We start from the raw sequence: 26,259 nt of genomic DNA, 5'->3' as shown, positions 1-26,259 counted from the left end.
GACAGGCGTATGAGCATAAACTAGTAGAAGGTAAAGTTTTCACAATTGAAACGTTAGCTGGTATTGTTACGGCAGAAGTAACGGTAGAAGATGACAAAGTTACATTAGCGAAAATCGACATGGGGGCACCTCGTTTAACACGTGAAGAGATACCGATGCTTGGTGAAGGAGAAACACCATTTATTCGTGAAAACTTCTTATACAATAATCACCGTTATGCATTTACAGCTGTTTCAATGGGGAATCCGCACGCGGTTATTTTTGTTGATGATGTAGAAAAAGCGCCCCTTACAACGTTAGGACCAGTTCTTGAGACGCATGAAATGTTCCCAGAGCGAGTGAATGTTGAATTCATCGAGATTTTGAATGATGAAGAGATGAATTTCCGCGTTTGGGAACGTGGATCTGGTGTAACACAAGCTTGCGGGACAGGAGCATGCGCAGCTGTCGTTGCGGCAATTCTAAATGGAAAAATGGAACACGATAAAGAAATTACAGTTCACTTAGCAGGCGGCGACTTAATGATCGCATGGACAGAAGAAGGAAATGTATTAATGAAAGGACCTGCGGAAATAATTTGCCGCGGAGTGTATGAGTACAAGATAGAAGCGTAAAGATGTATAATAGAATGAGAACAGAAAGGATGGTGTATTTCATGATTGAAGTAACAGAACAAGCAGCTTTTCAAATTAAAGATATGTTAAAAGATGCTGAAGATGGAGAGAAGTACGTACGCCTTGCTGTACATGGCGGCGGATGTAGTGGTCTTTCTTACGGCTTAGGATTTGAAGTAGAACCAAAGGAAGACGACACAGTTCTTGAGTTTTTCGGTGTTGAATTTGTTATCGATAAAGAAAGTGCTCCGATTGTAAAGGGAGTGAAAGTTGACTATAAACAATCTATGCTTGGCGGCGGATTCACAATTGATAATCCAAACGCAATTGCATCATGTGGATGCGGATCATCTTTCCGTACATCGTCGAATGCTGGTAAGCCGGAAGAGTGCTAAGTTTTTTCATTCCGTTATGCTAAATGGAAATTGAATGGGTAGGTTGCATATAAAGACCTTCTTAGCGATGAAATCAAATCGTTAGAAGGTCTTTTCTTTTGCCTTTAAAAAGAAAAAGAGCAGGACAAAGATAGTGAATATATGCAAGAAGAAGGCTAAAGAGGATACATGAAGGGGAAGGCCAATTTCTAGAGTGAAGAAATAATTATATTTGAACGGTTGTACATACGGATTTTTACTATCTTACAAAAGTGTAATGTTCATGTCATGTTTTTGAATTTCTTCTTTAAAGCTTAGGCTTTAAGATAACAATATAAGAAAAACACATGAGGTGAAGGAAATGAAAAGATATATTGCACTTTTTAGTATTTTAGTTGTATTCGCAAGTTTGTTAGTTGGCTGTGATTTAAACCGTATGGGTAAAGATGAGTACTACGTTCAAATTACTACTGATGGAATCGAAAAGAATGAAAAAGCTGATAATGGTCAGCCGTACAAATCATTCGAGTATAAGTTACCTGCATTTGATAAGGATGGTAAAGAAAAAGAAATGGAATTTACCGCTGCGAAAAACCTTCGTAAAGAAGCATTCTTACGCGTATTCCACTCAGATAAAAAAGGTGTAACAGCTTGGGAAGAAGTGAAGAAGGACGAACTTCCTGCGAAAGTGAAAGAAAAATTAGGTGTGAAATAAGACAGATGGAAAAGGAATTGACGAACAGGGTCAATTCCTTTTTTCGTTCTCAAAATCCTCTTCTGAAATGACTATAAATCCATGTCTTTTAAATAAAGCCGTTGTGACCCCGTAACCGATTTGTTTATTGCCATTAAATTCTCCTGTGTAAATAGTAGAACTGCCACAAGATGGACTGCGTTCTTTTAAAATAATATATTCTGGGTTTAAACCTTTTATTTGTTCTAATGCTTTATAAGCACCAAGCACGAAAGCCTCCGTGACATCTTGGCCTTCTTTCGTTATCACTTTTGCTGTCCCGTCTAAAACGTCATCACCATTACCACCAATAATTTCAGCCGAAGGACGAGGTGTAGGTAAACCGCCCAATACTTCGGGGCAAACGAGGGTGGTGTCTTCCCTTTGTAATAACTCTTCTATTTTTGAAACGAGATTATCGTTGCCGTCATAACGACAAGCAATGCCACCTAAACAAGCGCTAATTACAATCATATTTTCATCTCCAATAAAAAATATTAAATATCACGCCAATTGCTCTTCCTGACTCTTACCTATAAATGAGGTGATAAAAATGGGAAGCTTATATAATTTAATGAAACCATATAGTGAATTTCGAAGTAAAGAAGAGTTTAATGTATATCAAAAACAAGTTTTGAAGTGCTATCGATTTCAATTGAATAAAACGGATTCTATCATTATTCATTTTTTAGGAAAGTATGCGGTGAATGAGAAACAAAAAACAGTGGGGGTTGCTTGTCCGTTAATGGAGACAATTGCTACAAATGTTGGAAAGAGTATTCGTACGGTACGCCGCTCGATTGCGAAGTTAGAGGAGCTTGGAATTATAAAGCGTGTTGCGACAAAAGAAAGATATAAGCGCGGCGGATATAGTGCAAACTTATATGTATTTCTTAAATCTGCGATTGACCGCATGGATGACCGTATGAAGATGTCCGCATGTGAAAGTGATGATCGTGCAGATGGCTGTAGTGGAAATGAGCAAAAAAATGAGGGGGAAACAATTCTTTCTAAAAACATTCCACAAATAAAAGAGAAAAGAAAAGTAACGTACGAGCTTGATGAAACGTATTGTCGTCACGATATACCGAAGCCTTTTATATACGCGCTCATACCAATGACGAGTAATCCGAAGAAGATTAATATATTTTGGAGTAAGGTGGAACTTGCTTATAAAAAGAGCGGATTACTAGAACAAGGTGCTGTATTAGAGGGAATATTAGCTGATGAAGAAGTGCGTGGAAATTTAATTTGGAGGGTGAAAAGTGTTGTGAGAGCGTATAAGTACGGAGAAATTCGTAAAGATGTTGGAGCACTGTTGTATAGTACGATGCGAGATTTATTTTTAGAAATTGGATTAGAGTGGGGAGCGGCATTAAGGAGAAGTAAGGGAATACCGTTATTCGATCCATTTAAAAAAGAGTCATGCGTATAATACATGACTCTAAGTAGCTAATCGAACTTTCTTACAACTGGAACACGAATTGCTACAAATAGTACAAAGACGATAACAGCGATTGCACCGCTTTTCATAACCGTTACAATTGGAATGCCGATCCCAAGTGCAAGCGATGTAAATGCGTAAGAGAGCGGAATGAATCCCATCGATGAAAGCATGAGTAAACTCATAACGCGTCCCATCATCTCTTCTTTTACTGTTGATTGAATCATTGCCATAAGTGGAACGATAGCCATCGCAATTGTAATACCGTAAAACATTCCGGCTAATAATGCTTGCCAAAGTACGGTGCTAAAGTTAATGGCTAGGAAGAATATACCAGACAGTAGCATCATGATAATACAAAATAGACCACGTCTGCGGTTAATGTTTTTTAATCCGACAATGACAGCTCCTATCGCCATCCCGCCGCCAACAGACGCTTCTAAGTAACTAAACTGAAGTGAATCACCGTGCAGAACGTTTTTGACGAAGAGCGGGAAGCCTACTTGCATTGGGCCGATTAAAAATAAGTTTAAAAAGGCGCTACATATGAGGAAAGTTGAAAGAAATGGTGATTCTTTTACATATGAAATTCCCTCTTTAATAGAAGTAAACATGCCTTTATCTGTTTCATTTTTTTCGGGTACTGTAAATTGTATTTTTTGAACGAGTATCGCAGCGATAATGAGTAGCAGGATTGTAATTGAAAAAATTGTTTCATAGTTCGTAAATTTAATGAGAATACCGCCAAGTACAGGTCCTAAAATGACAGATGCTTGGTTTGTCATTTGAGTAAGTGAATTTGCTTGTGTTAAACGGCTTTTTTCTACAAGTTCAGGCAGAATAGATCCATCTGCTGACCAGAAGAAAGCGTCAGCAAGTCCGAAGAACAAAGCGAACAAAGCAAATGTATATAGTGTTACATCACCGACGATGAACCAGGTGAGAATAGTTGCGACAAGAATAGCGCGAATAATATTAGAGTAAAACATAATATTTTTTTTCGGGAATTTATCAGCTAATGCTCCGCCGATAATCATAAAGATGAGCCTTGGAACACTAAGAGCCACGAAAACAATACCGAGTGAAGCCTCAAGGTTTAATGTTTTTGCTATGTACCATGTTTGTGAAAAAGTAAAAAAGGCTAAAGCAAAACTTGAAAAGAGAGTAGCTGCCCAAAGAAAAAGGAAGTTCGTATTTTTTAATAACGGTTTTCCGCTTCCTTCTAAAGCAGATTTATTTTGTTGTAGTTCCTCCATAGTGCTTCCTTTCTATGTACCGATTTTAGACTGAAAAACCTATTAACAATCGTTTTACCCCGCGTTAACGGGCAGTAAAACTCCCACCTCAAAATTTGGCTCGAGCAAAGAAGTTAGGTGGGAGACCAACTGCCCGTAAACGCCCGATTGGTGAGGGCTAATACTCAGTGGGGGATGAACAAAACCCCCACTGAGTATAGTTTCACTTTATACAGTTTCTAATAGTTCTATACTGCACTTTCTCATTGTAGACAATAATAATGAATTTGCACAGTGGCTATTTCACGACAAAAAAAGAAGATACCAAGGGCATCTTCTTTTTTATGTTTTAGGCTAATGCAATATAAATATCCACTTGTACGTTAGTTGGATCTACTGCATTTTCGTCATAAAGCTCAAAATCTGTTGTAAAAGCACGCTTGTTTTCTTTCGACCATTGCCAAATATATTCCCAAGTTTCACAAATGACTTCAGAAACAGGACCTTTTCTCGTTGTAAATACCGCATACGTTGCGGCAGGTAATGTTAAAGTTGTCATATTTTCAGGAACATCTTCTAATGAAGAAACAGGCATGCCGATAGTAAATTGATATGTACCAGTTTCATCCGATTCGTAGTTTGAGTAGAAAGCGAATGTTTCTTTTGTTTGTTGATTTGGAATTTGGTGCATAATTTGTTCTTGGAAGTAGCGATTCCAAAGCATTGGAATCCTTCCTTCAGTCGATGCTTCTTTTTCGTTTGTAGTTGTAATAGAAACACCGATTGCTTGGAAAGCTCCTTTTTTTACGATAATAGGTTCTTTCATTAATAAAACCTCCCTTTATTAAATGAAACGTACGTTCTGTTTTTATTGTAACATATTTTGGAAGTAAGTAGTGTTTTTTATCAAATTGGAATGTATTTTAGTTAGGAAAAGAAGAGGGTATGAAAAGAACTCCTCTCATCTAAAAGGAGTTCTTTTCATTTCTATATTAAAACATACTTGAGCTATGCATTGGTTGAAGTTTTGCGTTTGGATCGAAGTAAGCTTTTGCATTGTTTACTGCTGTCGGTGCTTCACCAAAGCCACAAGCAATGAGTTTTACTTTTCCTTCATATGTACAAATGTCACCAGCAGCGTAAATGCCAGGAATATTTGTTTCCATTTTTGAATTCACGAGGATGCTGTTCTTTTGAATATCTAAGCCCCAGTTTTTAATTGGACCAAGCGAAGACACGAAGCCGTAGTTTACGATTACGTCATCAACATCAAGGATAACTTTTTCTTCTGTTTTTACGTGCTGAAGAACAACTTGTTCAATCGTGTCATCACCGATGAGTTCAACTGGAACATACGGTGTGCTTACTTCTGCACGGGAATTCATTAAGCTTTCTACGCTATGTTCATGTGCACGGAATTTATCACGGCGATGAACAATTGTAACTTTATCTGCAATCGGTTCTAACATCATTGTCCAGTCTACTGCTGAGTCACCGCCGCCGAATACAACGACGCGTTTTCCAGCAAATTTATTCATATCATCAATGAAATAATGTAAGTTTTTCTTCTCGTATTTTGCTGTGCCTTCTAATTCTAAGCGGCGTGGTTGGAAAGCACCATTGCCAGCAGTAATAATGACAGATTTAGAGTAGTGAGTTTGTTTATTTGTAACAAGTTTAAATATACCGTCAGCTTGTTTTTCAAGCGTATCAACAGCTTCTTCTAGGCAAACAGTTGGATCGAACTTTTTCATTTGTTCTTTTAAGTTATCAACTAACTCTTGTGCGCGCACTTTTGGGAATCCAGCTACATCATAAATATACTTTTCGGGATATAGTGCGGATAATTGCCCGCCAAGTTGAGGTAAGCTTTCAATAATTTTTACACTTGCTTGTCTCATTCCGCCATAAAATGCAGTGAATAGTCCTGTTGGGCCACCACCAATAATTGTTATGTCGTAAACCTTTTGATTTTCTGTCATTTTCATTCCCCCTATAGATGATGGAATTTTAATATTGATTTCATATATTGTTCATATGTACATGAAAATCCTGCAAATGATGACACTTTCAAATAAATGATAGCATATTTCAGTTAATAATACTTCTGAAAACGACTGAATAATAAGTAAGTTTGCGCATAGATGTTTTAGAATCGTATAAAATATAGCGAAAGGAAAATACATGAAAAAAAGGCTGAAAAACCCTTGAAAACGCTATGTTATTTTAAAATATTGATAATTCTCTAGGTGCTTGAATTATGGAATGAAACCGACTAATATAGGGAAGTATTATGTTAAATTTCTATGACAAATTTCGTACGATTTTTTGACTGCGTTTTGTTATGATATAGAATGTGATAAATTCCACATTCTTGACAAATAGAGTTTTTAGTACTTGGTATTATTTTTTATTACTATTATATAAAGAAAAGGGTTGTGATTTAGTGAAGACTCCAAAAATCGTAGTTTTAGGTGCAGGTTATGGCGGGATGATTACGACTGTTCGTCTGCAAAAAACATTATCTGTAAGTGAAGCTGAAATTACGTTAGTAAACAACAATAGCTATCACTACCAAGCAACTTGGTTACATGAGAGTGCAGCTGGTACATTACAAGATGATAAAATCTGTCTAGATATTCAAGACGTTATCGATACAAATAAAGTGAACTTTGTACAAGATACAGTAGTAGAGATTAAAGCTGCTGAAAAACGTATTATCTTAAAAAATGGTGAATTAGAGTATGATTACTTAGTAATTGGTCTTGGTTTCGAATCAGAAACGTTCGGAATTAAAGGATTAAAAGAGCATGCATTCTCAATCACTAACATTAATGCAACTCGTCAAATTCGTGAGCATATGGAAGAAAAGTTTGCTCAATATGCGACTGAAAAACGTGATGAGTTAGTAACAATCGTTGTTGGTGGTGCTGGATTTACTGGTATCGAGTACGTAGGTGAGCTTGCAAACCGTATTCCTGAACTTTGCAAAGAGTACGATGTTCCACGTGAAAAAGCACGTATCATCTGTGTAGAAGCTGCTCCAACAGCACTTCCTGGTTTCGATCCAGCATTAGTAGAGTACGCTGTAAAACAACTTGAGAAAAAAGGTGTAGAATTCCGCATCGGTACAGCAATTAAGGAAGCAACTGAAGAAGGTATTATCGTTGCCAACGGTGATGATGCTGAACTTCTTAAATCTGAAACTGTAGTTTGGGCTGCAGGTGTTCGTGGTAATGGTATTGTGGAAGAGTCTGGATTTGAAGCAATGCGCGGACGTATTAAAGTGGATGAGTACATGCACGCTCCGGGTCATGAAGATGTATTCATGGTTGGTGATGCAGCGTTAATCATCAACGAAGAGATTAACCGTCCATACCCACCAACAGCACAGATTGCAATTCAAGAAGGTTATAACATTGCACACAATTTAACTGTGTTAGTTCGCGGTAAAGGTGAAATGAAAAAGTTCGCATTTGATAATAAAGGATCTGTATGTTCATTAGGTCATGACGATGCAATGGGCGTTGTTATGGGTAAAAAGTTAACAGGTTGGAAAGCTTCATTCATGAAGAAAGTAATCGACAACCGTTACTTATTCTTACTAGGCGGACCTTTATTAGTTCTTAAAAAAGGTAAATTGAAGTTCTTTTAATATATAGTAGAAAAAGCAGAAACGGCTATGAGCTGTTTCTGCTTTTTTCGTATTGAAAATATAGTATAATATATAAAAAAGAAAGAATATTCTGTTCGTTTGATGGAGGAGGTTATATCATGGGGAAGCGAGGGAAAGTGTGGTTAGCTGTCAGTGGCTTAGTAGCTACAAAAGATGGGAGATGGCTATTCGTTAAGAAAAAATACGGTGGATTGAAAGGGCAATGGTCTTTACCTGCTGGTTTTGTTAATGAAGGTGAGACTGTTGATGAAGCTGTAAAACGTGAAATTTTGGAAGAAACAGGAATTGTTGCTCATGTAAAGGGGATTATTGGTATTCGCTCAGGTGTTATTCATAATGAAATTAGTGATAATATGATTATTTTTCTTCTAGAGCCAGAGGGAGAAGACATTATCGTACAGGAGAAAGAATTGTCGGAAGTAGCTTTTTTACATCCAGAAAATATTGCAGATGATCAAAATACTTCTGTACTCATCAAATATTTATTAGAAGGAAGAGCAGAGTCGCATTTTGAAATGGACAAAACATTAAATCCAGGAGAGCAATTTGGTTATACGGCTTATCATGTGTTTACGGCGTATGCGAAGGAGAGGGAGAAGAAGTGAGTATACCGGTACTACTTATTTCAATGATGTTGTTCTTTATTTTATTTTTTGGAATTGGATTTTTACTCAACATGATTTTGCGAGCTACGTGGGTAATGGTTATTGTGTATCCGATTATTTGTATGCTTATTATTAATAAAGCGAGTGTATGGGACTATTTTTCAAAGCCAAAAGAAACATTTTCTTCATTTGGGACGAGTGTATCGCATTTAGGACACGCAGATGTGTTTATTCTATCTACTGGATTAGTAGGTGCTGCTTTAGCAGGAATTATAATTAAAAAACTTCGGAAAAGTGGATATCAAATGTTTTAATCTCCAATCAATTTGGAGATTATTTTTTTGCATATTCCTTCATCGTATAGGGAATGATTAACGATGAAGGAGTGTGGAATATAAAAATGTTAAAACGATATTGTATTCGCATTATGATGACTTGTTTACTTGCATTCGCATTATGCGTAACATGGCAGGCTTTCACAGGAGTTTCTTTATTAGAGATTATAAAATCATATGAAGGAACAAGTGTAAAAGAAGTACATGCAGCAGAAATTGAGAAAAAAGTTGCTCCGAGTAAAGAAGTGATAAATGCTTTAGAACAGGCAAATGACTGGTCTAAATATCGTGTTATAGAAATGACTGCAACTGGTTATACATCAGGTATAGAGTCAACTGGAAAGAGGCCGGGGCATCCAGAGTATGGCATTACATATTCAGGTGTTAAAGCAAAAAGGGATTTATATTCCACAATCGCTGCTGACTTGCGCGTATTCCCGCTTGGGACAATTCTATTCGTGCCAGGTTACGGATATGGTGTTGTAGCTGATAAGGGCGGTGCTATAAAAGGAAATCGTCTCGATTTATATTATGATACGGTGAAAGATGTTTATAGCCAATGGGGTAAGAAAAAAGTAAATGTGTATATAGTGAAAATAGGAAATGGTAAGTTTTCGGAAGAAGAGTTAACGATGTTAAATCAAGACGAAACGATGCAAGTGTTTCGTGGGCAATATTTAAAACAAAGATAGTCTAGTGGTAATAACGCTAGACTTTTTTCTTGTCTTATTTCACCATAGGAGATAGCATCTTTATCCCGCTATTTGCCGGGCAGTAARACTCCCMCCTCAAAATTCAGCTGGAGCAAAGAAGTTAGGTGGGAGTCGGGCTCCCCGTAAAMGCCCGATTGGTGMGGGCTAATAATCAGTGGGGGATGAACAAAACCCCCACTGATTAAAGTTTCACCTTATATGAAATAATAGAATTTAGAATTGTCGCATTTTATCGAAAATAAAGTTATAATGGACGTAGAGAAATTTAGGGGGTCTGAACATGTTTCAAGTACAAAAAGAATTAGCAAGTCATGAAGCGGTAATTGTTGCCTTATTTGAAGAAGATAAAACGAGTAGCTTTGTACAAGAACTGGATAAAGCGTTTGAAGGACAATTACAAGTTTTATTAGAAGAAAAAGAACTTTCAACTAAGAAGAAAGCCATTTCAAAAGTACATAGCTTAGGAAAAACCAATGTTAAACGTTATTATTTTGTTGGTTTAGGTAAGAAAGAGTCATATACAACAGAAACGTTACGTGCAGCTCTTAGTAAAGCTTTTAAATCGTTACAATCAGCAAAAGTAAAAGACGCAGCAATCTTACTTGATTCTTTCGTAACAGAGAAATTAGATGCGATTGATGTAGCTCATATTGCAACGGAAGTATATTGCCTTGGTACATACGGATTACAAACATATAAAACGGATGAAAAAGAAAGAGTAGAGTTAGAAAAACTGATTGCTATTACAGCAGAAGATGCACAAGAAATTGAAGCAGCATTAACGGTAGGATACGTACATGGACGTGCAACGAATTCAGCTCGTACGCTTGTAAATATGCCGCCAAACGTATTAACAGCGACAAAGCTTGCTGAGTATGCAGTTGAATTAGCGGAAAAATACGATATGGATTATAAGGTTCTTGAGAAAGAAGAGATGGAAGAGCTTGGTATGGGTGCATTACTTGCAGTAAACCAAGGATCTACTGAACCGCCAAAAATGATCGCTCTTATTTATAAAGGAAAAGAAGAGTGGAAAGATGTAATTGGATTTGTTGGAAAAGGGATTACATATGATACTGGCGGCTATTCTTTAAAACCACGTGAAGGCATGGTTGGTATGAAAGGTGATATGGGCGGCGCTGCAGCTGTTCTTGGCGCGATGGAGATCATCGGTGAACTTCGCCCAGAGCAAAATGTAATTGCTGTTATTCCATCAACTGACAACGTTGTAAGTGGTACAGCATTTAAGCCAGATGACGTTATTACATCTATGAGCGGAAAAACAATTGAAGTATTAAATACAGATGCAGAAGGTCGCCTAGCGTTAGCTGACGGTATTACGTATGCGAAGAAACTTGGTGCAAATTACTTAGTTGATGTTGCAACATTAACAGGCGGTGTAATTGTTGCACTTGGAAATCATACAACAGGCGCGATGACAAATAATGAAGAATTGTTTGAACAAGTGTTAGAGGCTTCTATGGAAACGGATGAGCCAATTTGGCAATTGCCGATTTTTGAACGTGATAAAGAACGTGTCAAAAACAGTAAATTTGCTGATTTAAATAACTCACCAGGCCGTGAAGGACATGCGGTTATGGCTGGGACATTCCTTGGTGAATTTGCAGAAGAAACACCATGGGTACACTTAGACATCGCTGGAACATCTGAAACAACAGGTGCACATGATTTAGGACCATCTGGAGCAACAGGTGCAATGGTGCGTACACTTGCAACACTTGTTGAGCGTTTCGGAGAAGAATAAAGAATGAAAAAAAACTGTCTGGAAAGGTCATTACATACTGAACCTTTCCGGAACAGCTTTTTTTATTTTATAGGTATTCTATAAAGAAATCGTATATAACGTCCCATTTAAAGCGAATGAAGTACGCCCTGTTTCCTCAGAGACAACTAATATAAGTGAATCGTTTTTCTCTGATAAGCCAATCGCAGCCCTGTGACGTGTTCCTAGCTCAGGATTGATTTCTGTACTTTTTGTTAATGGAAGAATATTAGCTGCTGAGACAATATGATTATTTTTAATGAGAACGGCTCCGTCATGAAGAGGGTTCCCTGGATAAAAAATTGATTCAAGTAGTGGAGCGGTTAAGTGTGCGTTTAATGTTGTTCCAGTTTGAATGAAAGAATTAAGAGCGTCACTTCGTTCCACGATAATAAGAGCACCGTGTTTTCGAGCACTTAAATGTTGGACAGCTGTAGTGATGAAATGTGAACTTTCCGTATAAGGTGATAAATATGCTTGAATATAATATGTAGCTGCTAACGTCTGTACATTTGTTAACATATGATGAATATCTTCCATTTTACATAAAATACATTCATCTTCTTTATCGATTGCATGCTTCATGTTTGATAATTCTTTTTCAGCAATTTCAATCATCTGCTTTGTTTTTATTTTGAGCTCTTCTGACAAGCCCCATTCTTGCATAATCCTCATTCCCTTTGGTGGAGTATTTAACCATAGTGTATACAAATATTTATAGTAAAATCCTGTTAGATTATAAAAAATATTGAGATGCAGGTTGTTTTTTTCATATAATGAAGGTACGACAGGCGAGAGGAGATGGAAGTATGAATTGGAAACAAGAATTTAGTCGCTGGCTTTCATATGCAGAATTAGACACAGAATTAAAAGAACAGCTAGAAAACATGAAGCAAGATGAGAAGAAAATCGAGGATAGCTTTTATAAAAATCTAGAGTTCGGCACAGGTGGTATGCGTGGTGAACTTGGTGCTGGTACGAACCGTTTAAATGTATATACAGTTCGTAAAGCAACAAAAGGATTAGCTAGGTTTATTGAAAAATTAGGTGAAGAAGCGAAAAAACGTGGTGTTGTTGTCGCGTATGATTCTCGTCATAAATCACCTGAATTCGCAATGGAAGTAGCTGCTACACTTGGTGCGCAAGGTATTACAACATATGTATTTGAAAGCTTGCGTCCAACACCAGTGCTTTCTTTCGCAGTTCGTCATTTACATACAGTAAGTGGAATCGTTCTTACGGCAAGCCATAATCCGCCCGAATATAACGGTTATAAAGTATATGGTGAAGATGGTGGGCAGTTGCCTCCAAAAGAAGCTGATGAGTTAATTAGTTACGTAAATGCAGTAGAAAATGAATTAACAGTTGAAGTTGCTGATGTTGAGCAATTAAAAGCTGACGGTCTATTACATATAATTGGACAAGAAGTAGATGATGCATATGCGGCAGAATTGAACAATGTCATTATTAATAAAGAGATGGTGAAAGAAGTAGGAAAAGATTTGAAAATCGTCTTTACACCATTACATGGAACGTCAAATATTTCGGTACGCCGTGGTTTAGAAGAAGTTGGATTTACAGATGTAACAGTTGTAAAAGAGCAAGAGTTACCAGATCCAAACTTCTCTACAGTAAAATCACCAAACCCAGAAGAGCATGCAGCGTTTGAGTATGCAATTCGCGACGGTGAAAAAGTAGGCGCTGATGTGTTAATCGCAACAGATCCTGATGCAGACCGTCTAGGGGTAGCAGTTCGCAATCATGATGGTGAGTTCCAAGTGTTAACTGGTAACCAAACAGGTGCGTTAATGCTTGATTACTTATTATCACAAAAGAAGGAAAATGGAACGCTTCCAGAAAACGGTGTTGTTTTAAAAACAATCGTAACGTCTGAAATTGGCCGTACAATCGCAAAAGCATACGGTTTAGATACAGTTGATACGTTAACTGGATTTAAATTTATCGGTGAAAAAATTAGACAGTATGAAGAAAGTGGACAATATGAATTCCAATTCGGTTATGAGGAAAGCTATGGTTATTTAATCCGTCCATTCTGCCGTGATAAAGATGCGGTGCAATCAGTCCTATTTGCATGTGAAGTAGCTGCGTACTACAAATCACAAGGTAAAACGTTATATGATGGTCTGTTAGAAGTATTTAAGAAGTATGGGTTCTTCCGTGAGGATCTTGTATCGTTAACGTTAAAAGGAAAAGATGGTGCCGAACAGATTCAAAAGATGATGGCAACATTCCGCGGGAATCCTCCGAAAGAAGTAGCTGGTTTAACAGTCGTTGCAGTTGAGGATTATAAGGAAAGCATCATTACAACGTTACAAGATGGAAATAAGGAAGAGATTCACTTACCGAAATCAAATGTGTTAAAATATCAATTAGAAGATGGTTCTTGGTTCTGCTTACGTCCATCTGGAACAGAGCCGAAAATTAAATTCTACTTTGGTGTACAAGATGATTCCTTACAAAATAGTGAACAAAAGTTACTTACTATTAAAGAAGATATTATGAATCGTTTATAATAGAGTAGAGTGATACTGATAGGAAAAGGGGAGAACGGCCTCCTCTTTTCTTGTAGTTTTGTTTGATGTAGAGGATTATTACGAGCGAGTGTTATAAATTTGCACTTTACTAAGAGAATTAGAATGAAAAGCGAGGGTATTTGTCATGAAAAAAGTGAGAAAAGCAATTATTCCGGCAGCGGGATTAGGAACACGCTTTTTACCAGCAACGAAAGCAATGCCAAAAGAAATGCTTCCAATTGTAGATAAACCAACAATTCAATACATCGTAGAAGAAGCAGTAAAATCAGGCATCGAAGATATTATTATCGTTACTGGTAAAGGAAAGCGCTCTATCGAAGATCATTTTGATAACGCATTTGAATTAGAGCAAAACTTATTAGAGAAGAAAAAGTATGAGTTACTTGAAAAAGTACAAGCTTCTTCTAAAATGGTAGATATCCATTACATTCGTCAAAAAGAACCAAAAGGATTAGGACATGCTGTTTGGTGCGCACGTAAATTCATTGGTGATGAGCCGTTTGCAGTATTATTAGGCGATGATATCGTTCAAGCTGAAAAACCATGTTTACGTCAATTAATGGACGAGTATGACAAAACACTTTCTTCTGTTATTGGTGTACAAACTGTTCCTGAAGCAGAAACACATCGCTACGGAATTATTGATCCGTTAGAGCAAGAGGGACGTCGTTATCAAGTTCGTCAATTCGTTGAAAAACCAACGAAAGGTACTGCGCCTTCAAACTTAGCGATTATGGGACGTTACATTTTAACTCCTGAAATCTTTATGTTCTTGGAACAGCAACAAGCTGGAGCGGGTGGCGAAATTCAGTTAACGGATGCAATTCAAAGCTTAAATGAAATTCAACGTGTATTTGCTTACGACTTCGAAGGAAAGCGTTATGACGTTGGTGAAAAATTAGGATTTGTTCAAACAACAATTGAAATGGCATTGCAACACCCAGAATTACGTGATGATATGCTAGTAATGATGAAGAAAATTTTAGAAGAGCAAATGAAGCAAGAGTCTTAATTTATAGGTTTTAATTTATAGGTTTTAATTTAGTGGTATAATCCCCTGTTAGATTTGCAGTAGAGACATGTAATTTACTGTGTAATCTAAAAAGGGGATTTTTTATGAGAAAAAGACACTCTGGAAAGAGTGTCTTTAATTAGAACTTAAATTTTTATCGGTAGGCTTCAATTCATTAGCTTTTGATTTAATTTCATCAGTAATAGCGATATTAATATTTCCAGCTGCTTTTTTGTATTCCTGAATTAATGTATTAACGTTTTGGTTGAATGTGATTAAACTGCCACTTGGAGATTGGGCTTGTTCATTGAGAGCGGTAATAATACCATATATTTTTTTATATTCTTCATAGGTTTCTTTATACTTATTTGGCTGTTCTTTTGCAGCTTCAGAGACTAATTTTAAATCCGTTCCCATATTGCTGTAAAACGTATCTACAGTTGCAACCATCCCATCAATTTCTGTTCTCTTAGATCTAAGCGCATTATTGAAGTCATTTCTTTGATCAATCGCTTTTGACCATGTAGTTGAATACTCGGATAACACATAAGAAGCTGAATATCTAAAGGTTTCTATATCATTATAAAAAGATGCCGCAGCAATTAAGTAATCAGCTTCTTTTTTCTTTTGGGCTTGAGTAGCTTGATATTCTTCCTCCATATTCGTTACTTTTGTTATCGTAAAGAGAAGGATGATGATTGATATAACTGATGTAAGAAAGAGTATTATAGATATTAATAAAGATTTTTTTGCTGGTAATTTTCGTACTTTCTTAATTAATCCAATAACAATAAAGATTAAAGCTGCGCATAGACTAATTATAGTAAGTATTAAAAAGAAAAATGCTAGACCGTTTCCAAAGGTATATGGCATTCCTAACTCGCTATTTCCATATAATTTGTAACTGATGCTCATACCTAGTATGAAAAATAAAGATAGTACTCCGACACTTATTTTAATAAGTGTATTTTTTGATAGATTCACTGATTTTCCTCCAAAATATTGTTTTAATTAGATGTGCAAAATGTAAGATTTGCTGAATTATCATAACAAAATTTATTTCTAATATGTGTCGTATATTGTCGAAAATAAAAAAGAGTTATCTCAATATAATGAGATAACTCTTTTTTATTATGAAATCGTCGAATGAGAATGCTGATAAGCCGAACGACGTACAGCATAGTATATGCGAGGTGCGATAATAGCGCCGATAATTGTAAACGCAATATCTTTTACTGCAAACCACATCATAATCATCCAGGCAGCTTTATAACTCATATTACCACCCATGAAAATATTGACTGCCCCGTACATATAAGTAGTACCGATAATATAGGTTAAAATGATTCCGACGAAAGAAGCAATTGCAAAGTTGCTGAATGTTGGTCGTTCTTTTTGTTCTACTAGTTTTCCTGATACGTAAGCAACGATAATAAATGCGATAATAAAACCACCAGTAGGATCTAAAAGTGCCCCGAATCCAGCTTTGAAGTTAGCGAAGATTGGCGCACCCGCTACTCCAACAAGCATGTAAACAGTCATTGATAATGCCCCAAGTCTACTCCCAAGAAGAAGACCTGCTAAAATTGCGAAAAATGGTTGCATAGATAACGGGACGCCCGCTATTTGTAGGAATGGTGCCCACGATACAATATTTGCACCAATAGCCATAAGAGCGACGAACATGGCAGCTAATGCTAAATCTAAAACATGAAGCTTCTTCATAATGTTAACCTCCAGTTGTGTTTAGGTTAACATTATCGTAGCGAAAATATTTACTTGTTGTCAATCAAAATATTTTGATAAGAAGGCTTTAAATAGTCTCTAAGCAATGTGTATGGAATACGAAATTGCGGGATTCCGCTTGAATAAGGAGCAATTTCATATAAAGGGAAATAAATCACAAGATTATCCGGTTCTAAAAAGTAGTGAAACTTTTTAGTGCTCGTTACCTTTTCGGCTGCGTCAGGGAAATAAATGCTTTCATTTTGTTTAATTTGTCTTACAATCTCTGTGCGAATTATTTCTTTATATTTATCCTCTTGTTGAAATAAATCGTCTAAGTGTAATAATTTTTTTTCGTTTAAATCAAATGTATTTGCCTTCCACGTATAAAGTCCGTGCGCTCCGCCTGTATATTGATAGTAATTCACATATAGACTTAGGAAAGGTGGTTTGTTTAAAGCTACTTTATAGTCAACATTTGCAACGTATGGATGAAAAGGTGTGCTAGATCCTTCTGTTTCTTTATAATATTTCTTCGCTTCTTTTTCTAATTTACTTTTAAATGTAGCAGTAGAGTTTTTGTAATAGGAATTTAGCTTATTTTGAAATTTTGAATCAGAAAAGTTGTGAAAGGAAGGCCTATTAATTTGATATTCTATATAAGGTTTCTTACCTTTTTGTGTTACAGTCTTAACATTGATTGTCAGGTTGGATGCTTTGGCTGCTATTGCACAATTTGGTACAATAGTCAGGAAGGAGAACATAAGCAATAGTATACAAAATTTCTGTTTCATTTAGGTGAAACCTCCTTATATAAGTGTTATAGGTAGTTTGAAATTAAACAGGTAAAATTATACATTTGATTTAAAGTGAGAGAGGTTGAAAACGATATGTCAAAAACTTTAATGGATTCGCTTGGAATTGAGTTGTTAGAAATGACAGAGGATAAAGTAGTTGCTACAATGCCTGTTGATGAACGTACGCATCAGCCGTTTGGATTTTTACATGGCGGTGCATCYGTTGCATTAGCAGAAACTGTGGCAAGCGTTGGTTCATACAATTTAATTGATCAAGAGAAATGTATTTGTTTTGGATTAGAAATTAATGCAAATCATATTCGCTCAAAGCAAGATGGAATTGTAACAGCAATCGGAACACCGATACATAGAGGACAATCGACAATGGTTTGGGATATTCGCATCATTGATGAAAATGATGATTTACTATGCATATCAAGATGTACAGTAGCAATTAAAGAAAAACGTGAAAAATAGAAAAGAGGCGGCTCTTATGAGCTGCCTCTTTTTTATCCCGCATTAACGGGCAGTAAAACGCCCACCTCAAAATTCGGCTGGAGCAAAGAAGTTAGGTGGGAGATTAACTGCCCGTAAACGCCCGATTGGTTCAACTAATAATCAGCGGGGGATGAACAAAACCCCCACTGATTAAAGTTTCACTTTATAATTAGAACTGGATTTTTTTCTCTAAGAAACCTTTTAGTTCGCTAATTGGCATACGAACTTGTTCCATAGTGTCACGGTCACGTACTGTAACAGCTTTGTCTTCAACAGAGTCGAAGTCGTATGTGATACAGAATGGTGTACCGATTTCGTCTTGACGACGGTAACGTTTACCGATAGAACCAGTTTCATCAAAGTCTACCACGAAGTCTTTAGCTAGTTCTGCGAATACTTCAGTAGCACCTTCAGATAGCTTTTTAGATAATGGTAAGATAGCTGCTTTATATGGTGCTAAAGCAGGGTGGAAACGAAGAACTGTACGAGAATCGTTTTCTAATTGCTCTTCTTCATATGCATCACATAAGAATGCTAATGTTACACGGTCTGCACCTAGAGATGGCTCGATGCAGTATGGCACGTAACGCTCATTCGTTTGTGGATCGATATAGTTAAAGTCTTCGTTAGAGTGTTCCATATGACGTTTTAAATCGAAGTCTGTACGAGATGCAACGCCCCATAGTTCGCCCCAACCGAATGGGAATCTGAATTCAATATCAGTTGTTGCGTTACTGTAGTGAGATAATTCGTCTTCACCGTGGTCACGAAGACGCATGCTTTCTTCAGTCATACCAAGTGAAAGTAACCAGTTTTTACAAGTTTCACGCCAGAATGCGAACCACTCTAAATCTTCACCAGGCTTACAGAAGAATTCAAGTTCCATTTGTTCGAATTCACGTGTACGGAATGTGAAGTTACCAGGTGTGATTTCGTTACGGAAACTTTTACCGATTTGGCCGATACCAAATGGAAGTTTCTTACGCATAGAGCGTTGTACGTTTTTAAAGTTTACGAAAATACCTTGTGCTGTTTCAGGACGAAGGAAGATTTCGTTTGTGCTAGACTCTGTAACACCTTGGAAAGTTTTGAACATTAAGTTGAACTGACGGATTTCCGTGAATTCTTGGCTACCGCAATCTGGGCATTTTACTTCATGTTCTTTCATTAAGTCAGCCATTTGGTCGAAAGTAAGACCGTCAACGACCATTTCGATGCCTTTTGCGTCTAATGCATCTTCAATTAATTTGTCAGCACGGTGACGAGCTTTACATTTTTTACAGTCGATCATTGGATCATTAAAGTTACCAACGTGACCAGAAGCGATCCAAGTTTTTGGGTTCATTAAAATAGCAGCATCTAAACCAACGTTGTATGGAGATTCTTGAATGAACTTTTTCCACCAAGCTTTTTTAACGTTATTTTTTAATTCGATTCCAAGTGGACCGTAATCCCATGTGTTTGCAAGACCACCGTAAATTTCAGAACCAGGGAAAACGAAACCGCGATGTTTTGCTAAGTTTACAACTTGTTCCATTGAATACATAATAAAATCCTCCTTTTGAAAGTTAACGTATTTGCGATGACGTGATGGGTACTTTGGAAGCGAGCAATATATGCTTTAAAAAACATAAAAAAACGCTCATCCCAAGGCTTAATCGCCTAGGGACGAGCGTTTGCCCGCGGTTCCACCCTAGTTGATACACAAAATGTGCATCCACTTTATCACGTATTGCTCGAGACTGCCGTTTCCTCGCAGCTTCAGGCTTTCACTATCCCTGAATCGCTTTTTATGCAAGTACTTATAAGTCCGTCATCGCTACTTATATTAATAATAATGAACATATTCTAACACGTTCTTTTTTAAATCTCAATAGAGGAACGTGCCTATCTAGGATAGAGTCTCGCCTATTTTTTCGTTATTTATTCCGTAATTTTGCTTAATATGCTTAATTGCTTCGCGTCTGCTTAGTGGAGCAAGCTCGTTAGTTTGAACGTATTCCCAAACTACATCTGGCTTTGTTTTTGCATATTCGCGAAGGACCCAGCCGATTGCTTTTTGAATGAAAAATTCTTTTGAAGAATGTAGTTGTCCGATAATCCAGAAAAGGAGTTCTTCATCCATTTTTTGTTTATATTTCAGTTGGAATAAAATAGCGGCACGCTGTAACCATATGTTTTCTGATGCAATCCATTTTGGAATATATGCAGAAATTAATTCTGGRTGTTTTAAAAAGATGGCACCTAAAAATGTAGGGACGATGCTATCAACAGAGTCCCACCAAGATTTTGTGACAATAAGTTCTTCTAGAAATGGGATATGAGTTTCGTTTATGTGCTTTTTATATTTTTGCATGATATCGAGTGCGGCAGCTTGAAATTCACGTTCTGGTAAGTCCCAAAGCTCACGTATGATAATTTGGAAGTCCTTTTTATCTGGGAGCGTATGTATTTGAATGACGTCTTTCAATAATTGTCTTCTCTCGGGAGTTTGAATACCGAGAAACGGGAAGTGATTTTTCATATAACGTGCCATCGGTTCTGCTTTTTCGGGATTTTGATGAGCTGTAAAATGCTCTTGTAATGCCTTTACAAATGGATGCATAGGTATGTGCTCCTCTCTTATTATCTTTCTCATATTATTATACAAAGAGTTTGGGTGAATTTTAAAACATAACTTGCAATGTAATGAAATATGTTGAGAAGAGAGAGGAGAGGATAAGATGGAAGATCAAAGCGTACTAGCAGGTTTCTTTGCTCTTAGTTTTGCGTTTATTCTTGTTATAATAATTTGGGCAATTATTTCGTATTTGTTAACGGCTTTTGCACTTTATACGATGGCGAAAAATGATGGTGCAACTGATGGTGTTCTTGCTTTTATTCCGTTTATAAATAGTAAGACATGGGGCGATTTAGCGAAAGATAAATTACCAGATTTCTTGAAAGAAGAGGCAGGGTGGAAAGTATTTGGCATATATGTCGGATGTTTCATTTTTAATTTCGTACCAATTATAAGTTTGCTAGCAACAGCCGTATCGATTGTGCTGTCTATTTATCTCATCTACGCTATTTTGGATAGATACGGAACGAATTCCATACTATTTACGATCATTCATACAATCACGTTTTCGGTTTTCTTGCCGATTCATTTGTTCATTATTCGGAATGAGCCGGTAAGGTATAAAGAGTAGGCGTATCAAAGTTGTCGAGCGGTCGATATATTTGGTTCTATAATAATTCGGATATGCTGAAAAAAGAACGAAAGCGCCCTGCTAAGCGGGGCGCTTTTTTCTACTACATAAGATAGCGTAAGTAAATGTAAATGTGAGAAATGATTAATGAAACGATCATAATTGGGAAGCCGACTTTAAGGAATTCCATGTAGCTGAATTTATGTCCTTCACGACTTGCGATTCCGGCTACGATTACGTTAGCAGAAGCCCCGATTAATGTTCCGTTTCCACCTAGGCAAGCACCTAATGCTAATGCCCACCATAGTACATCGACTTGTGCGTCAGAAGGTGATAAACCTAGCCCAACTGCCATATCGTTAATAAGCGGAATCATTGTTGCAACGAATGGAATGTTATCGATTGTTGCAGAGGCGATACCAGATACCCATAGAATAAGGATAGATGCTTGAGAAATATCTCCGCCTGTTATTCCAATTACTTTTTGAGCTAACGTTTTGATAAGACCGATATCGATAAGTCCTCCAACGAGTACGAATAGTCCCGCGAAGAAGAAGATTGTTACCCATTCTACACTTGCGAATACCTCTTCAATTTCATGTTCTTTCACACCGATTAACATAAGGACAGTAGCACCAGTTAAGGCGATGATAGCTGCATCAATATGGAAGATGGAATGAGTCATGAAACCTAAAATAGTAAGTCCAAGTACTGTTAAAGATTTTTTCATTAATACTGGATCTTTAATGTATTGTTTTTCATCTAAGCTCATTAGCTTTTTAATTTGTACAGGATCAGCAATTAATTGCTTACGGTACATGAAGTAAAGCATTGTTGCTGTAACAGCAATAATGATGATTACGATAGGTGCTAAGTTGAATAAGAAAGCATTGAAGTCTAAATGTTTATTAGCAGAACCAATCATAATATTTGGCGGATCACCAATTAATGTTGCTGTTCCTCCGATGTTTGAAAAAATAATTTCAGAAAGTAAATATGGAACAGGATTTACTTGCAAGATGCGCGTAATAGATAAAGTAACTGGAACAACAAGAAGTACGGTTGTAACGTTATCTAAAAATGCGGAGCCAAGCGCGGTAAGTAAGGAAAGTGAAATTAAAATTTTAATTGGATTTCCTTGTGCTCCTTTTGCGGCTTTAATGGCAACGTATTGGAAGACACCTGACTTACTTGTAATGTTTACCAGTATCATCATACCGATGAGTAATGTAATTGTTCCCCATTCAATATGTTTCGTAAAGGCATTGTGTAAGTCAACGACCCCGGCAATTACCATGAATGCTGCACCAAGAAGTGCGATGACAGCGCGGTTAATTTTTTCAGAAATAATAATGGCATATGTAATTAAAAAGACTGCGATAGCGAAATAATACTGCCAGTTTGCGAGTTCTTGCGTTGTTTCGTGCAAAACTCTCATCTCCTTTCATTCACTTTTCTTAGTGTGTCAAAAAATTAACTAGATGAAACACACATAACGTCATTATAAAGTAGAAAAATGGCGGATGTAAATGAAAGGGTTTATTTTGTCATATTTTCTGCATAGGTCATTTTTTCTTATTTTTAAAAATATTTGTGGGCATTTGACATATATATAAGATACATCCAATCTGAATATTTAAAATCGAATCAGCATTCGAGCTTGTTCGTGTAGGAGTGTCAAATAGAAAGGAATGACAAAGATGATAAGGAAGGGATCGTATGGATGAACAACGATTTTTGTTTTTAGACTTTGAGTTTACGATGCCCCAGCATAGAAAAAAGCCAAAAGGTTTTTTCCCAGAAATTATTGAGGTCGGACTCGTTTCAGTTGTTGGTTGTAAGGTGGAAGATACGTATTCATCGCATATTAGACCGAAAACATTTCCGTCTTTAACGGATCGATGTAAAAAATTTTTAGGAATTAAACAGGAAGTAGTGGACAAAGGAATTTCTTTTCATGAACTTGTTGAGAAACTTGCAGAATATGAAAAGAGTTGTAAACCGACAATTGTAACGTGGGGAAATATGGATATGAAAGTCTTAAAGCATAATTGCGAAATGGCGGGAGTAGAATTTCCATTCTTTGGACAGTGTCGTGATTTATCGCTTGAGTATAAGAAGTTTTTTGGAGAGAGAAATCAAACAGGGCTGTGGAAAGCAATTGAGGCGTATGGGAAAGCAGGAACAGGAAAGCATCATTGTGCGCTTGATGATGCGATGACGACATATAATATTTTTAAGTTAGTAGAAAAAGATAAAGAGTATTTAGTCAAACCAGCACCTCCAACATTAGGGGAACTTGTTGATTTTTCGAAAGTGTTAAAGAAAGTGAGTACACAGTAACGACCAAATTGCAAAACATGTAATTTGGTCGTTTTGTTTTTTAAAGTTTGTAATCTTGCTTCAATTGCTGAAGTGTTTCTAGACTACGCCCCGCAAAAGGTGAATCATCTTCAGAAAATGAATTCATTTGAGTTTCTAATGCTAATTTTAGTGACTCTGTATAATCCGGAATTGCTCCTTCATATTTCTTCACCATTTGCTCTGGAATGTTCGTCTGTTCACGAAAAGCTAAAGCACGTCTTTCGTGGAAGAATGGTACTTCAGCTTGTTTTACATTATGTAAATCCCCTTGCACTGGATGTTTTAAAACAGCTAATACTTTTACGACGTAACTGCCAGGACGGCTATTTGTAATTTCGCCGATGTATTTTCCAGTTTTATAAATACCAGTAACGATTTCACCAATTTCAAATGTTTCTCTCATATTTTTCACCTCAAGTTTATAGTAAGGAAAGTGCGCGAAGGAGTCAAAGAAATCATTCGCTTTCGGAACGCCCCCTTGAGAATATGACAGGCTTCAATTATAATTTAAGATGATAAAACAGAAAATTCTGATGTTTATTCTTACTATAAATTCCCCGATAAGGAGTGTTTCATATGATGCCTTTATATTTTCCTGAAGATAAAACGGAGTATATTATTCCAGGTATTGTTTGCGTTCTATTTATCATCGGTGCGGTTGCTACGTGGCGTATGTTTATTCGTGTATCAAAACGAGAAGCAGAGCGATTACAGAAAGTAGRAGAAAAGCTTTTAGCTGAAAAGAAACAGTAATTCATTTTTGCATGTTTCCCTCTATGCTCGGACAATCTAAGGGCAGAAAGTATTTTGGAGGGAATTGAATGAAAAGACGGCTTTTTTTCAGTTGTTGTTTATTATTTCTAATGGTGGGTTGTGACCAAGGGAAGCCGAAAGAAATTGATGTGAAATTACATAATGCTTCAGGTGATGAAGTTGGGACTGCAAAAGTAACTCAGCAAACAAGTGGAGTGAAAATTACGATTAAAGCGGAAGGCTTTACACCAGGATCACACGGGATACATGTACATGAAATCGGAGAATGTAAAGCGCCACGTTTCGAATCATCTGGGAATCATTTTAATCCGGATAATAAAGAACATGGGCTCTTGAATCCGAAAGGTGCGGAAAATGGTGATTTACCGAACGTAGTTGCAGACGGTTCGGGAAAGATTAAAGCAGAAATCGATGCTCCGCATATAACGCTTGAAGAAGGAAAAACGACGATTCATAGAAAAGATGGAGCGTCTATTATTATTACAGAAAACGCTGATGATGGTATGACACAACCAGCAGGTAAATCTGGTGGCCGAATCGCTTGCGGTGTTATTGTTAAAAAAGCGTCGGATACGAAGAAAAAATAGAATCTACCGCGAATGGTAGATTTTGTTCTAAAACCACATGATGGTAAGTGGAATTATATAGATTTACCGAAAAAAGGAGGTTGTCCCAAAATCATTTTGGGATAGCCTCCTTTTTTGTTATGAGAATGTATGGTGTAGTCTGTTTAAAATTTCTTCTAAAACAGATCTAGGACAGCCAATGTTAATTCGGATATGGGCTTCGCCACCTGTTCCATATTTCTCACCAGGCTCAATAATGATTTTACCTTTCTCTTCAAGCAATGCTGTTCGTTCATCTTGAGAAAGGTCCAAGTGGGAACAATCAATCCACAGTAAAAAACTACCTTCTGGTTTAATTACAGAAAGAGCTGGTATGTGATTTTGAATATACTCACAAGCAAATTGAGCGTTATCTTCAACGTACAATCGAATTTCATTTAGCCAATCATTACATTCTGTATAGGCACTTTGCATTGCTGTATAAGCAAATGTATTTAATCCGTGGAATCCTTGTCTATATTGGATAGACATAAAGACATTACGGAGATTTTCATTCGGAATAATAATGATCGATGCTTGTAATCCAGCGATATTAAATGTTTTGCTCGGAGCCATACAAGTAATAGTGCGTGCTGCTAATTCTTCAGATAAAGAAGCAAACGGTATATGAGTATGGCCTCTATAAATAATATCGGCGTGAATTTCATCCGCGACAACGGTTACATTATATTGCGTACATAACGTACCGAGTTTTATTAGCTCCTCTTTCGTCCAAATGCGTCCGATAGGATTGTGAGGGCTGCAAAGGAGCATTAGTTTTACACCTTGTTTAAATTGAGTTTCTAGATGCTCGAAGTCTATCTTATATATGCCATTTTGTTTAAACAAGGGACTCTCACATAATTGTCTATTATTTGTTTTGACCATTTCAAAAAATGGTGGATAAATAGGAGGTTGTACGAGTACGGCTTCTCCTTCTTTCGTTATAGCTTGTATGCTCGTACTAAGAGCTGGAACGATACCTGCGCTAAATACAATCCATTCTTTTTGTATTTCCCAATTGTATTGGCTTTTCGTCCAATTACAAATGATATCACCAATATTTTCAGGAGGAAGTGTATAGCCGAAAATAGGATGTTCTGTGCGTTTTTGTAATGCAGTTTGAATTGGTTTTGGTACTTCAAAATCCATATCTGCAATCCAAGCGTGGATGAGCTCTTCATTTTTATATGTATCCCATTTWGTACTATGTGTTCCGCGACGAT

The 26,259-nt window shown here is 36.8% G+C and carries 29 protein-coding genes; 16 read left to right on the top strand and 13 right to left on the bottom strand.

Annotation, left to right across the window (positions count from 1 at the left end):
• From dapF to AC1DTM_RS06965, 3 genes are all read left to right on the top strand, one after another.
• The coding region (gene dapF, locus AC1DTM_RS06975; protein ID WP_477000115.1) for a diaminopimelate epimerase at positions 1-614 on the top strand (614 nt) is incomplete at its 5' end.
• 41 nt (positions 615-655) lie between these two features.
• Positions 656-1,009, top strand: coding sequence for a HesB/IscA family protein (locus AC1DTM_RS06970; protein ID WP_016106515.1), 354 nt, complete (start codon positions 656-658; stop codon positions 1,007-1,009).
• A 340-nt stretch (positions 1,010-1,349) separates the two neighbouring features.
• A complete protein-coding gene (locus AC1DTM_RS06965) occupies positions 1,350-1,703 on the top strand; it encodes a YxeA family protein (protein WP_016106514.1) in 354 nt (117 codons plus the stop codon).
• A gap of 30 nt (positions 1,704-1,733) precedes the next feature.
• Here the strand turns inward: AC1DTM_RS06965 and AC1DTM_RS06960 are convergent, their stop codons facing one another.
• Entirely contained in the window at positions 1,734-2,195 is a 462-nt protein-coding gene (locus tag AC1DTM_RS06960) for a 2-thiouracil desulfurase family protein (RefSeq protein WP_016106513.1), read from the bottom strand.
• Between the two features lie 79 nt (positions 2,196-2,274).
• On the opposite strand from AC1DTM_RS06960, the gene AC1DTM_RS06955 reads away from it, so the two are divergent.
• Complete coding sequence (locus AC1DTM_RS06955) at positions 2,275-3,156, top strand: helix-turn-helix domain-containing protein (RefSeq protein ID WP_088099642.1); 882 nt, start codon at positions 2,275-2,277, stop codon at positions 3,154-3,156.
• A 17-nt stretch (positions 3,157-3,173) separates the two neighbouring features.
• On the opposite strand, the gene AC1DTM_RS06950 is transcribed toward AC1DTM_RS06955, so the two are convergent.
• From AC1DTM_RS06950 to AC1DTM_RS06940, 3 genes are all read right to left on the bottom strand, one after another.
• On the bottom strand, positions 3,174-4,421 hold the full coding sequence (locus tag AC1DTM_RS06950; protein WP_078173464.1) for an MFS transporter: 1,248 nt from the start codon (positions 4,419-4,421) through the stop codon (positions 3,174-3,176).
• Positions 4,422-4,749: 328 nt separating this feature from the next.
• On the bottom strand, positions 4,750-5,226 hold the full coding sequence (locus AC1DTM_RS06945; RefSeq protein ID WP_016106511.1) for a GyrI-like domain-containing protein: 477 nt from the start codon (positions 5,224-5,226) through the stop codon (positions 4,750-4,752).
• A gap of 166 nt (positions 5,227-5,392) precedes the next feature.
• Positions 5,393-6,382, bottom strand: coding sequence for an NAD(P)/FAD-dependent oxidoreductase (locus tag AC1DTM_RS06940; protein ID WP_016106510.1), 990 nt, complete (start codon positions 6,380-6,382; stop codon positions 5,393-5,395).
• Positions 6,383-6,846: 464 nt separating this feature from the next.
• Between AC1DTM_RS06940 and AC1DTM_RS06935 the strand changes: the two genes are divergently transcribed.
• The 5 genes from AC1DTM_RS06935 (at position 6,847) to pepA (ending at position 11,494) form a co-directional block, all read left to right on the top strand.
• Positions 6,847-8,055 (top strand): NAD(P)/FAD-dependent oxidoreductase, encoded by a 1,209-nt coding sequence (locus AC1DTM_RS06935; RefSeq protein ID WP_002112603.1) that lies wholly within the window; start codon positions 6,847-6,849, stop codon positions 8,053-8,055.
• A 119-nt stretch (positions 8,056-8,174) separates the two neighbouring features.
• The gene (locus AC1DTM_RS06930) at positions 8,175-8,681 is read left to right on the top strand and encodes an NUDIX hydrolase (RefSeq protein WP_078181316.1); all 507 of its coding nucleotides are present in this window, start codon (positions 8,175-8,177) and stop codon (positions 8,679-8,681) included.
• Positions 8,678-8,995: a YuiB family protein gene (locus AC1DTM_RS06925; protein ID WP_002089308.1), complete on the top strand. Its 318-nt coding sequence runs from the start codon at positions 8,678-8,680 to the stop codon at positions 8,993-8,995. The genes AC1DTM_RS06930 and AC1DTM_RS06925 overlap by 4 nt, the downstream gene beginning before the upstream one ends.
• Before the next feature lie 86 nt (positions 8,996-9,081).
• Positions 9,082-9,708 (top strand): 3D domain-containing protein, encoded by a 627-nt coding sequence (locus AC1DTM_RS06920; RefSeq protein ID WP_002089307.1) that lies wholly within the window; start codon positions 9,082-9,084, stop codon positions 9,706-9,708.
• A gap of 301 nt (positions 9,709-10,009) precedes the next feature.
• Complete coding sequence (gene pepA, locus AC1DTM_RS06915) at positions 10,010-11,494, top strand: cytosol aminopeptidase (protein ID WP_016106509.1); 1,485 nt, start codon at positions 10,010-10,012, stop codon at positions 11,492-11,494.
• A gap of 78 nt (positions 11,495-11,572) precedes the next feature.
• Here the strand turns inward: pepA and cdaS are convergent, their stop codons facing one another.
• Entirely contained in the window at positions 11,573-12,178 is a 606-nt protein-coding gene (cdaS, locus tag AC1DTM_RS06910) for a sporulation-specific diadenylate cyclase CdaS (protein ID WP_016106508.1), read from the bottom strand.
• Positions 12,179-12,321: 143 nt separating this feature from the next.
• Between cdaS and AC1DTM_RS06905 the strand changes: the two genes are divergently transcribed.
• Both AC1DTM_RS06905 and galU read left to right on the top strand, forming a co-directional pair.
• Positions 12,322-14,046 carry a phospho-sugar mutase gene (locus AC1DTM_RS06905; RefSeq protein WP_078173469.1) on the top strand — a complete coding sequence of 575 codons (1,725 nt, stop codon included), beginning with the start codon at positions 12,322-12,324 and terminating at the stop codon, positions 14,044-14,046.
• Between the two features lie 145 nt (positions 14,047-14,191).
• A complete protein-coding gene (galU, locus tag AC1DTM_RS06900) occupies positions 14,192-15,079 on the top strand; it encodes a UTP--glucose-1-phosphate uridylyltransferase GalU (protein WP_002160035.1) in 888 nt (295 codons plus the stop codon).
• Positions 15,080-15,214: 135 nt separating this feature from the next.
• Here galU and AC1DTM_RS06895 read toward each other — a convergent pair whose 3' ends face one another.
• The 3 genes from AC1DTM_RS06895 to AC1DTM_RS06885 all read right to left on the bottom strand — a co-directional run bounded on the left by AC1DTM_RS06895 (position 15,215) and on the right by AC1DTM_RS06885 (position 17,598).
• Positions 15,215-16,063, bottom strand: coding sequence for a hypothetical protein (locus AC1DTM_RS06895; protein ID WP_016106506.1), 849 nt, complete (start codon positions 16,061-16,063; stop codon positions 15,215-15,217).
• Positions 16,064-16,210: 147 nt separating this feature from the next.
• The gene (locus AC1DTM_RS06890; RefSeq protein ID WP_199715579.1) at positions 16,211-16,804 is read right to left on the bottom strand and encodes a biotin transporter BioY; all 594 of its coding nucleotides are present in this window, start codon (positions 16,802-16,804) and stop codon (positions 16,211-16,213) included.
• Positions 16,805-16,854: 50 nt separating this feature from the next.
• Positions 16,855-17,598, bottom strand: coding sequence for a DUF3298 and DUF4163 domain-containing protein (locus tag AC1DTM_RS06885; RefSeq protein WP_016106504.1), 744 nt, complete (start codon positions 17,596-17,598; stop codon positions 16,855-16,857).
• Between the two features lie 96 nt (positions 17,599-17,694).
• On the opposite strand from AC1DTM_RS06885, the gene AC1DTM_RS06880 reads away from it, so the two are divergent.
• Entirely contained in the window at positions 17,695-18,078 is a 384-nt protein-coding gene (locus tag AC1DTM_RS06880; RefSeq protein WP_002145111.1) for a hotdog fold thioesterase, read from the top strand.
• 190 nt (positions 18,079-18,268) lie between these two features.
• Here the strand turns inward: AC1DTM_RS06880 and AC1DTM_RS06875 are convergent, their stop codons facing one another.
• On the bottom strand, positions 18,269-19,645 hold the full coding sequence (locus AC1DTM_RS06875) for a glycine--tRNA ligase (protein WP_246907508.1): 1,377 nt from the start codon (positions 19,643-19,645) through the stop codon (positions 18,269-18,271).
• A 345-nt stretch (positions 19,646-19,990) separates the two neighbouring features.
• Positions 19,991-20,704, bottom strand: a complete 714-nt coding sequence (locus tag AC1DTM_RS06870) for a DNA alkylation repair protein (RefSeq protein ID WP_131232272.1) — start codon at positions 20,702-20,704, stop codon at positions 19,991-19,993.
• A 118-nt stretch (positions 20,705-20,822) separates the two neighbouring features.
• Here AC1DTM_RS06870 and AC1DTM_RS06865 point away from each other — a divergent pair, with 118 nt between their 5' ends.
• Positions 20,823-21,290: a hypothetical protein gene (locus AC1DTM_RS06865; RefSeq protein WP_002160040.1), complete on the top strand. Its 468-nt coding sequence runs from the start codon at positions 20,823-20,825 to the stop codon at positions 21,288-21,290.
• 103 nt (positions 21,291-21,393) lie between these two features.
• Here AC1DTM_RS06865 and AC1DTM_RS06860 read toward each other — a convergent pair whose 3' ends face one another.
• A complete protein-coding gene (locus AC1DTM_RS06860) occupies positions 21,394-22,719 on the bottom strand; it encodes an ArsB/NhaD family transporter (protein WP_002112581.1) in 1,326 nt (441 codons plus the stop codon).
• Between the two features lie 290 nt (positions 22,720-23,009).
• Between AC1DTM_RS06860 and kapD the strand changes: the two genes are divergently transcribed.
• The gene (gene kapD / locus AC1DTM_RS06855) at positions 23,010-23,633 is read left to right on the top strand and encodes a 3'-5' exonuclease KapD (RefSeq protein ID WP_002112580.1); all 624 of its coding nucleotides are present in this window, start codon (positions 23,010-23,012) and stop codon (positions 23,631-23,633) included.
• Between the two features lie 40 nt (positions 23,634-23,673).
• Here the strand turns inward: kapD and kapB are convergent, their stop codons facing one another.
• Positions 23,674-24,057 carry a kinase-associated lipoprotein KapB gene (gene kapB / locus AC1DTM_RS06850; protein ID WP_016106501.1) on the bottom strand — a complete coding sequence of 128 codons (384 nt, stop codon included), beginning with the start codon at positions 24,055-24,057 and terminating at the stop codon, positions 23,674-23,676.
• 173 nt (positions 24,058-24,230) lie between these two features.
• On the opposite strand from kapB, the gene AC1DTM_RS06845 reads away from it, so the two are divergent.
• Both AC1DTM_RS06845 and AC1DTM_RS06840 read left to right on the top strand, forming a co-directional pair.
• Positions 24,231-24,407, top strand: a complete 177-nt coding sequence (locus AC1DTM_RS06845; protein WP_477000114.1) for a hypothetical protein — start codon at positions 24,231-24,233, stop codon at positions 24,405-24,407.
• A gap of 68 nt (positions 24,408-24,475) precedes the next feature.
• Positions 24,476-25,015, top strand: coding sequence for a superoxide dismutase family protein (locus AC1DTM_RS06840; protein WP_246907513.1), 540 nt, complete (start codon positions 24,476-24,478; stop codon positions 25,013-25,015).
• A 117-nt stretch (positions 25,016-25,132) separates the two neighbouring features.
• On the opposite strand, the gene AC1DTM_RS06835 is transcribed toward AC1DTM_RS06840, so the two are convergent.
• Positions 25,133-26,259: MalY/PatB family protein (locus AC1DTM_RS06835; protein WP_477000113.1), on the bottom strand; the 1,127-nt coding region annotated here is incomplete at its 5' end.

Source organism: Bacillus sp. P4_D3, assembly GCF_056401855.1.
Note: the sequence above shows the minus strand (reverse complement) of the source record. Positions and strands in the feature narration are given on the sequence as shown.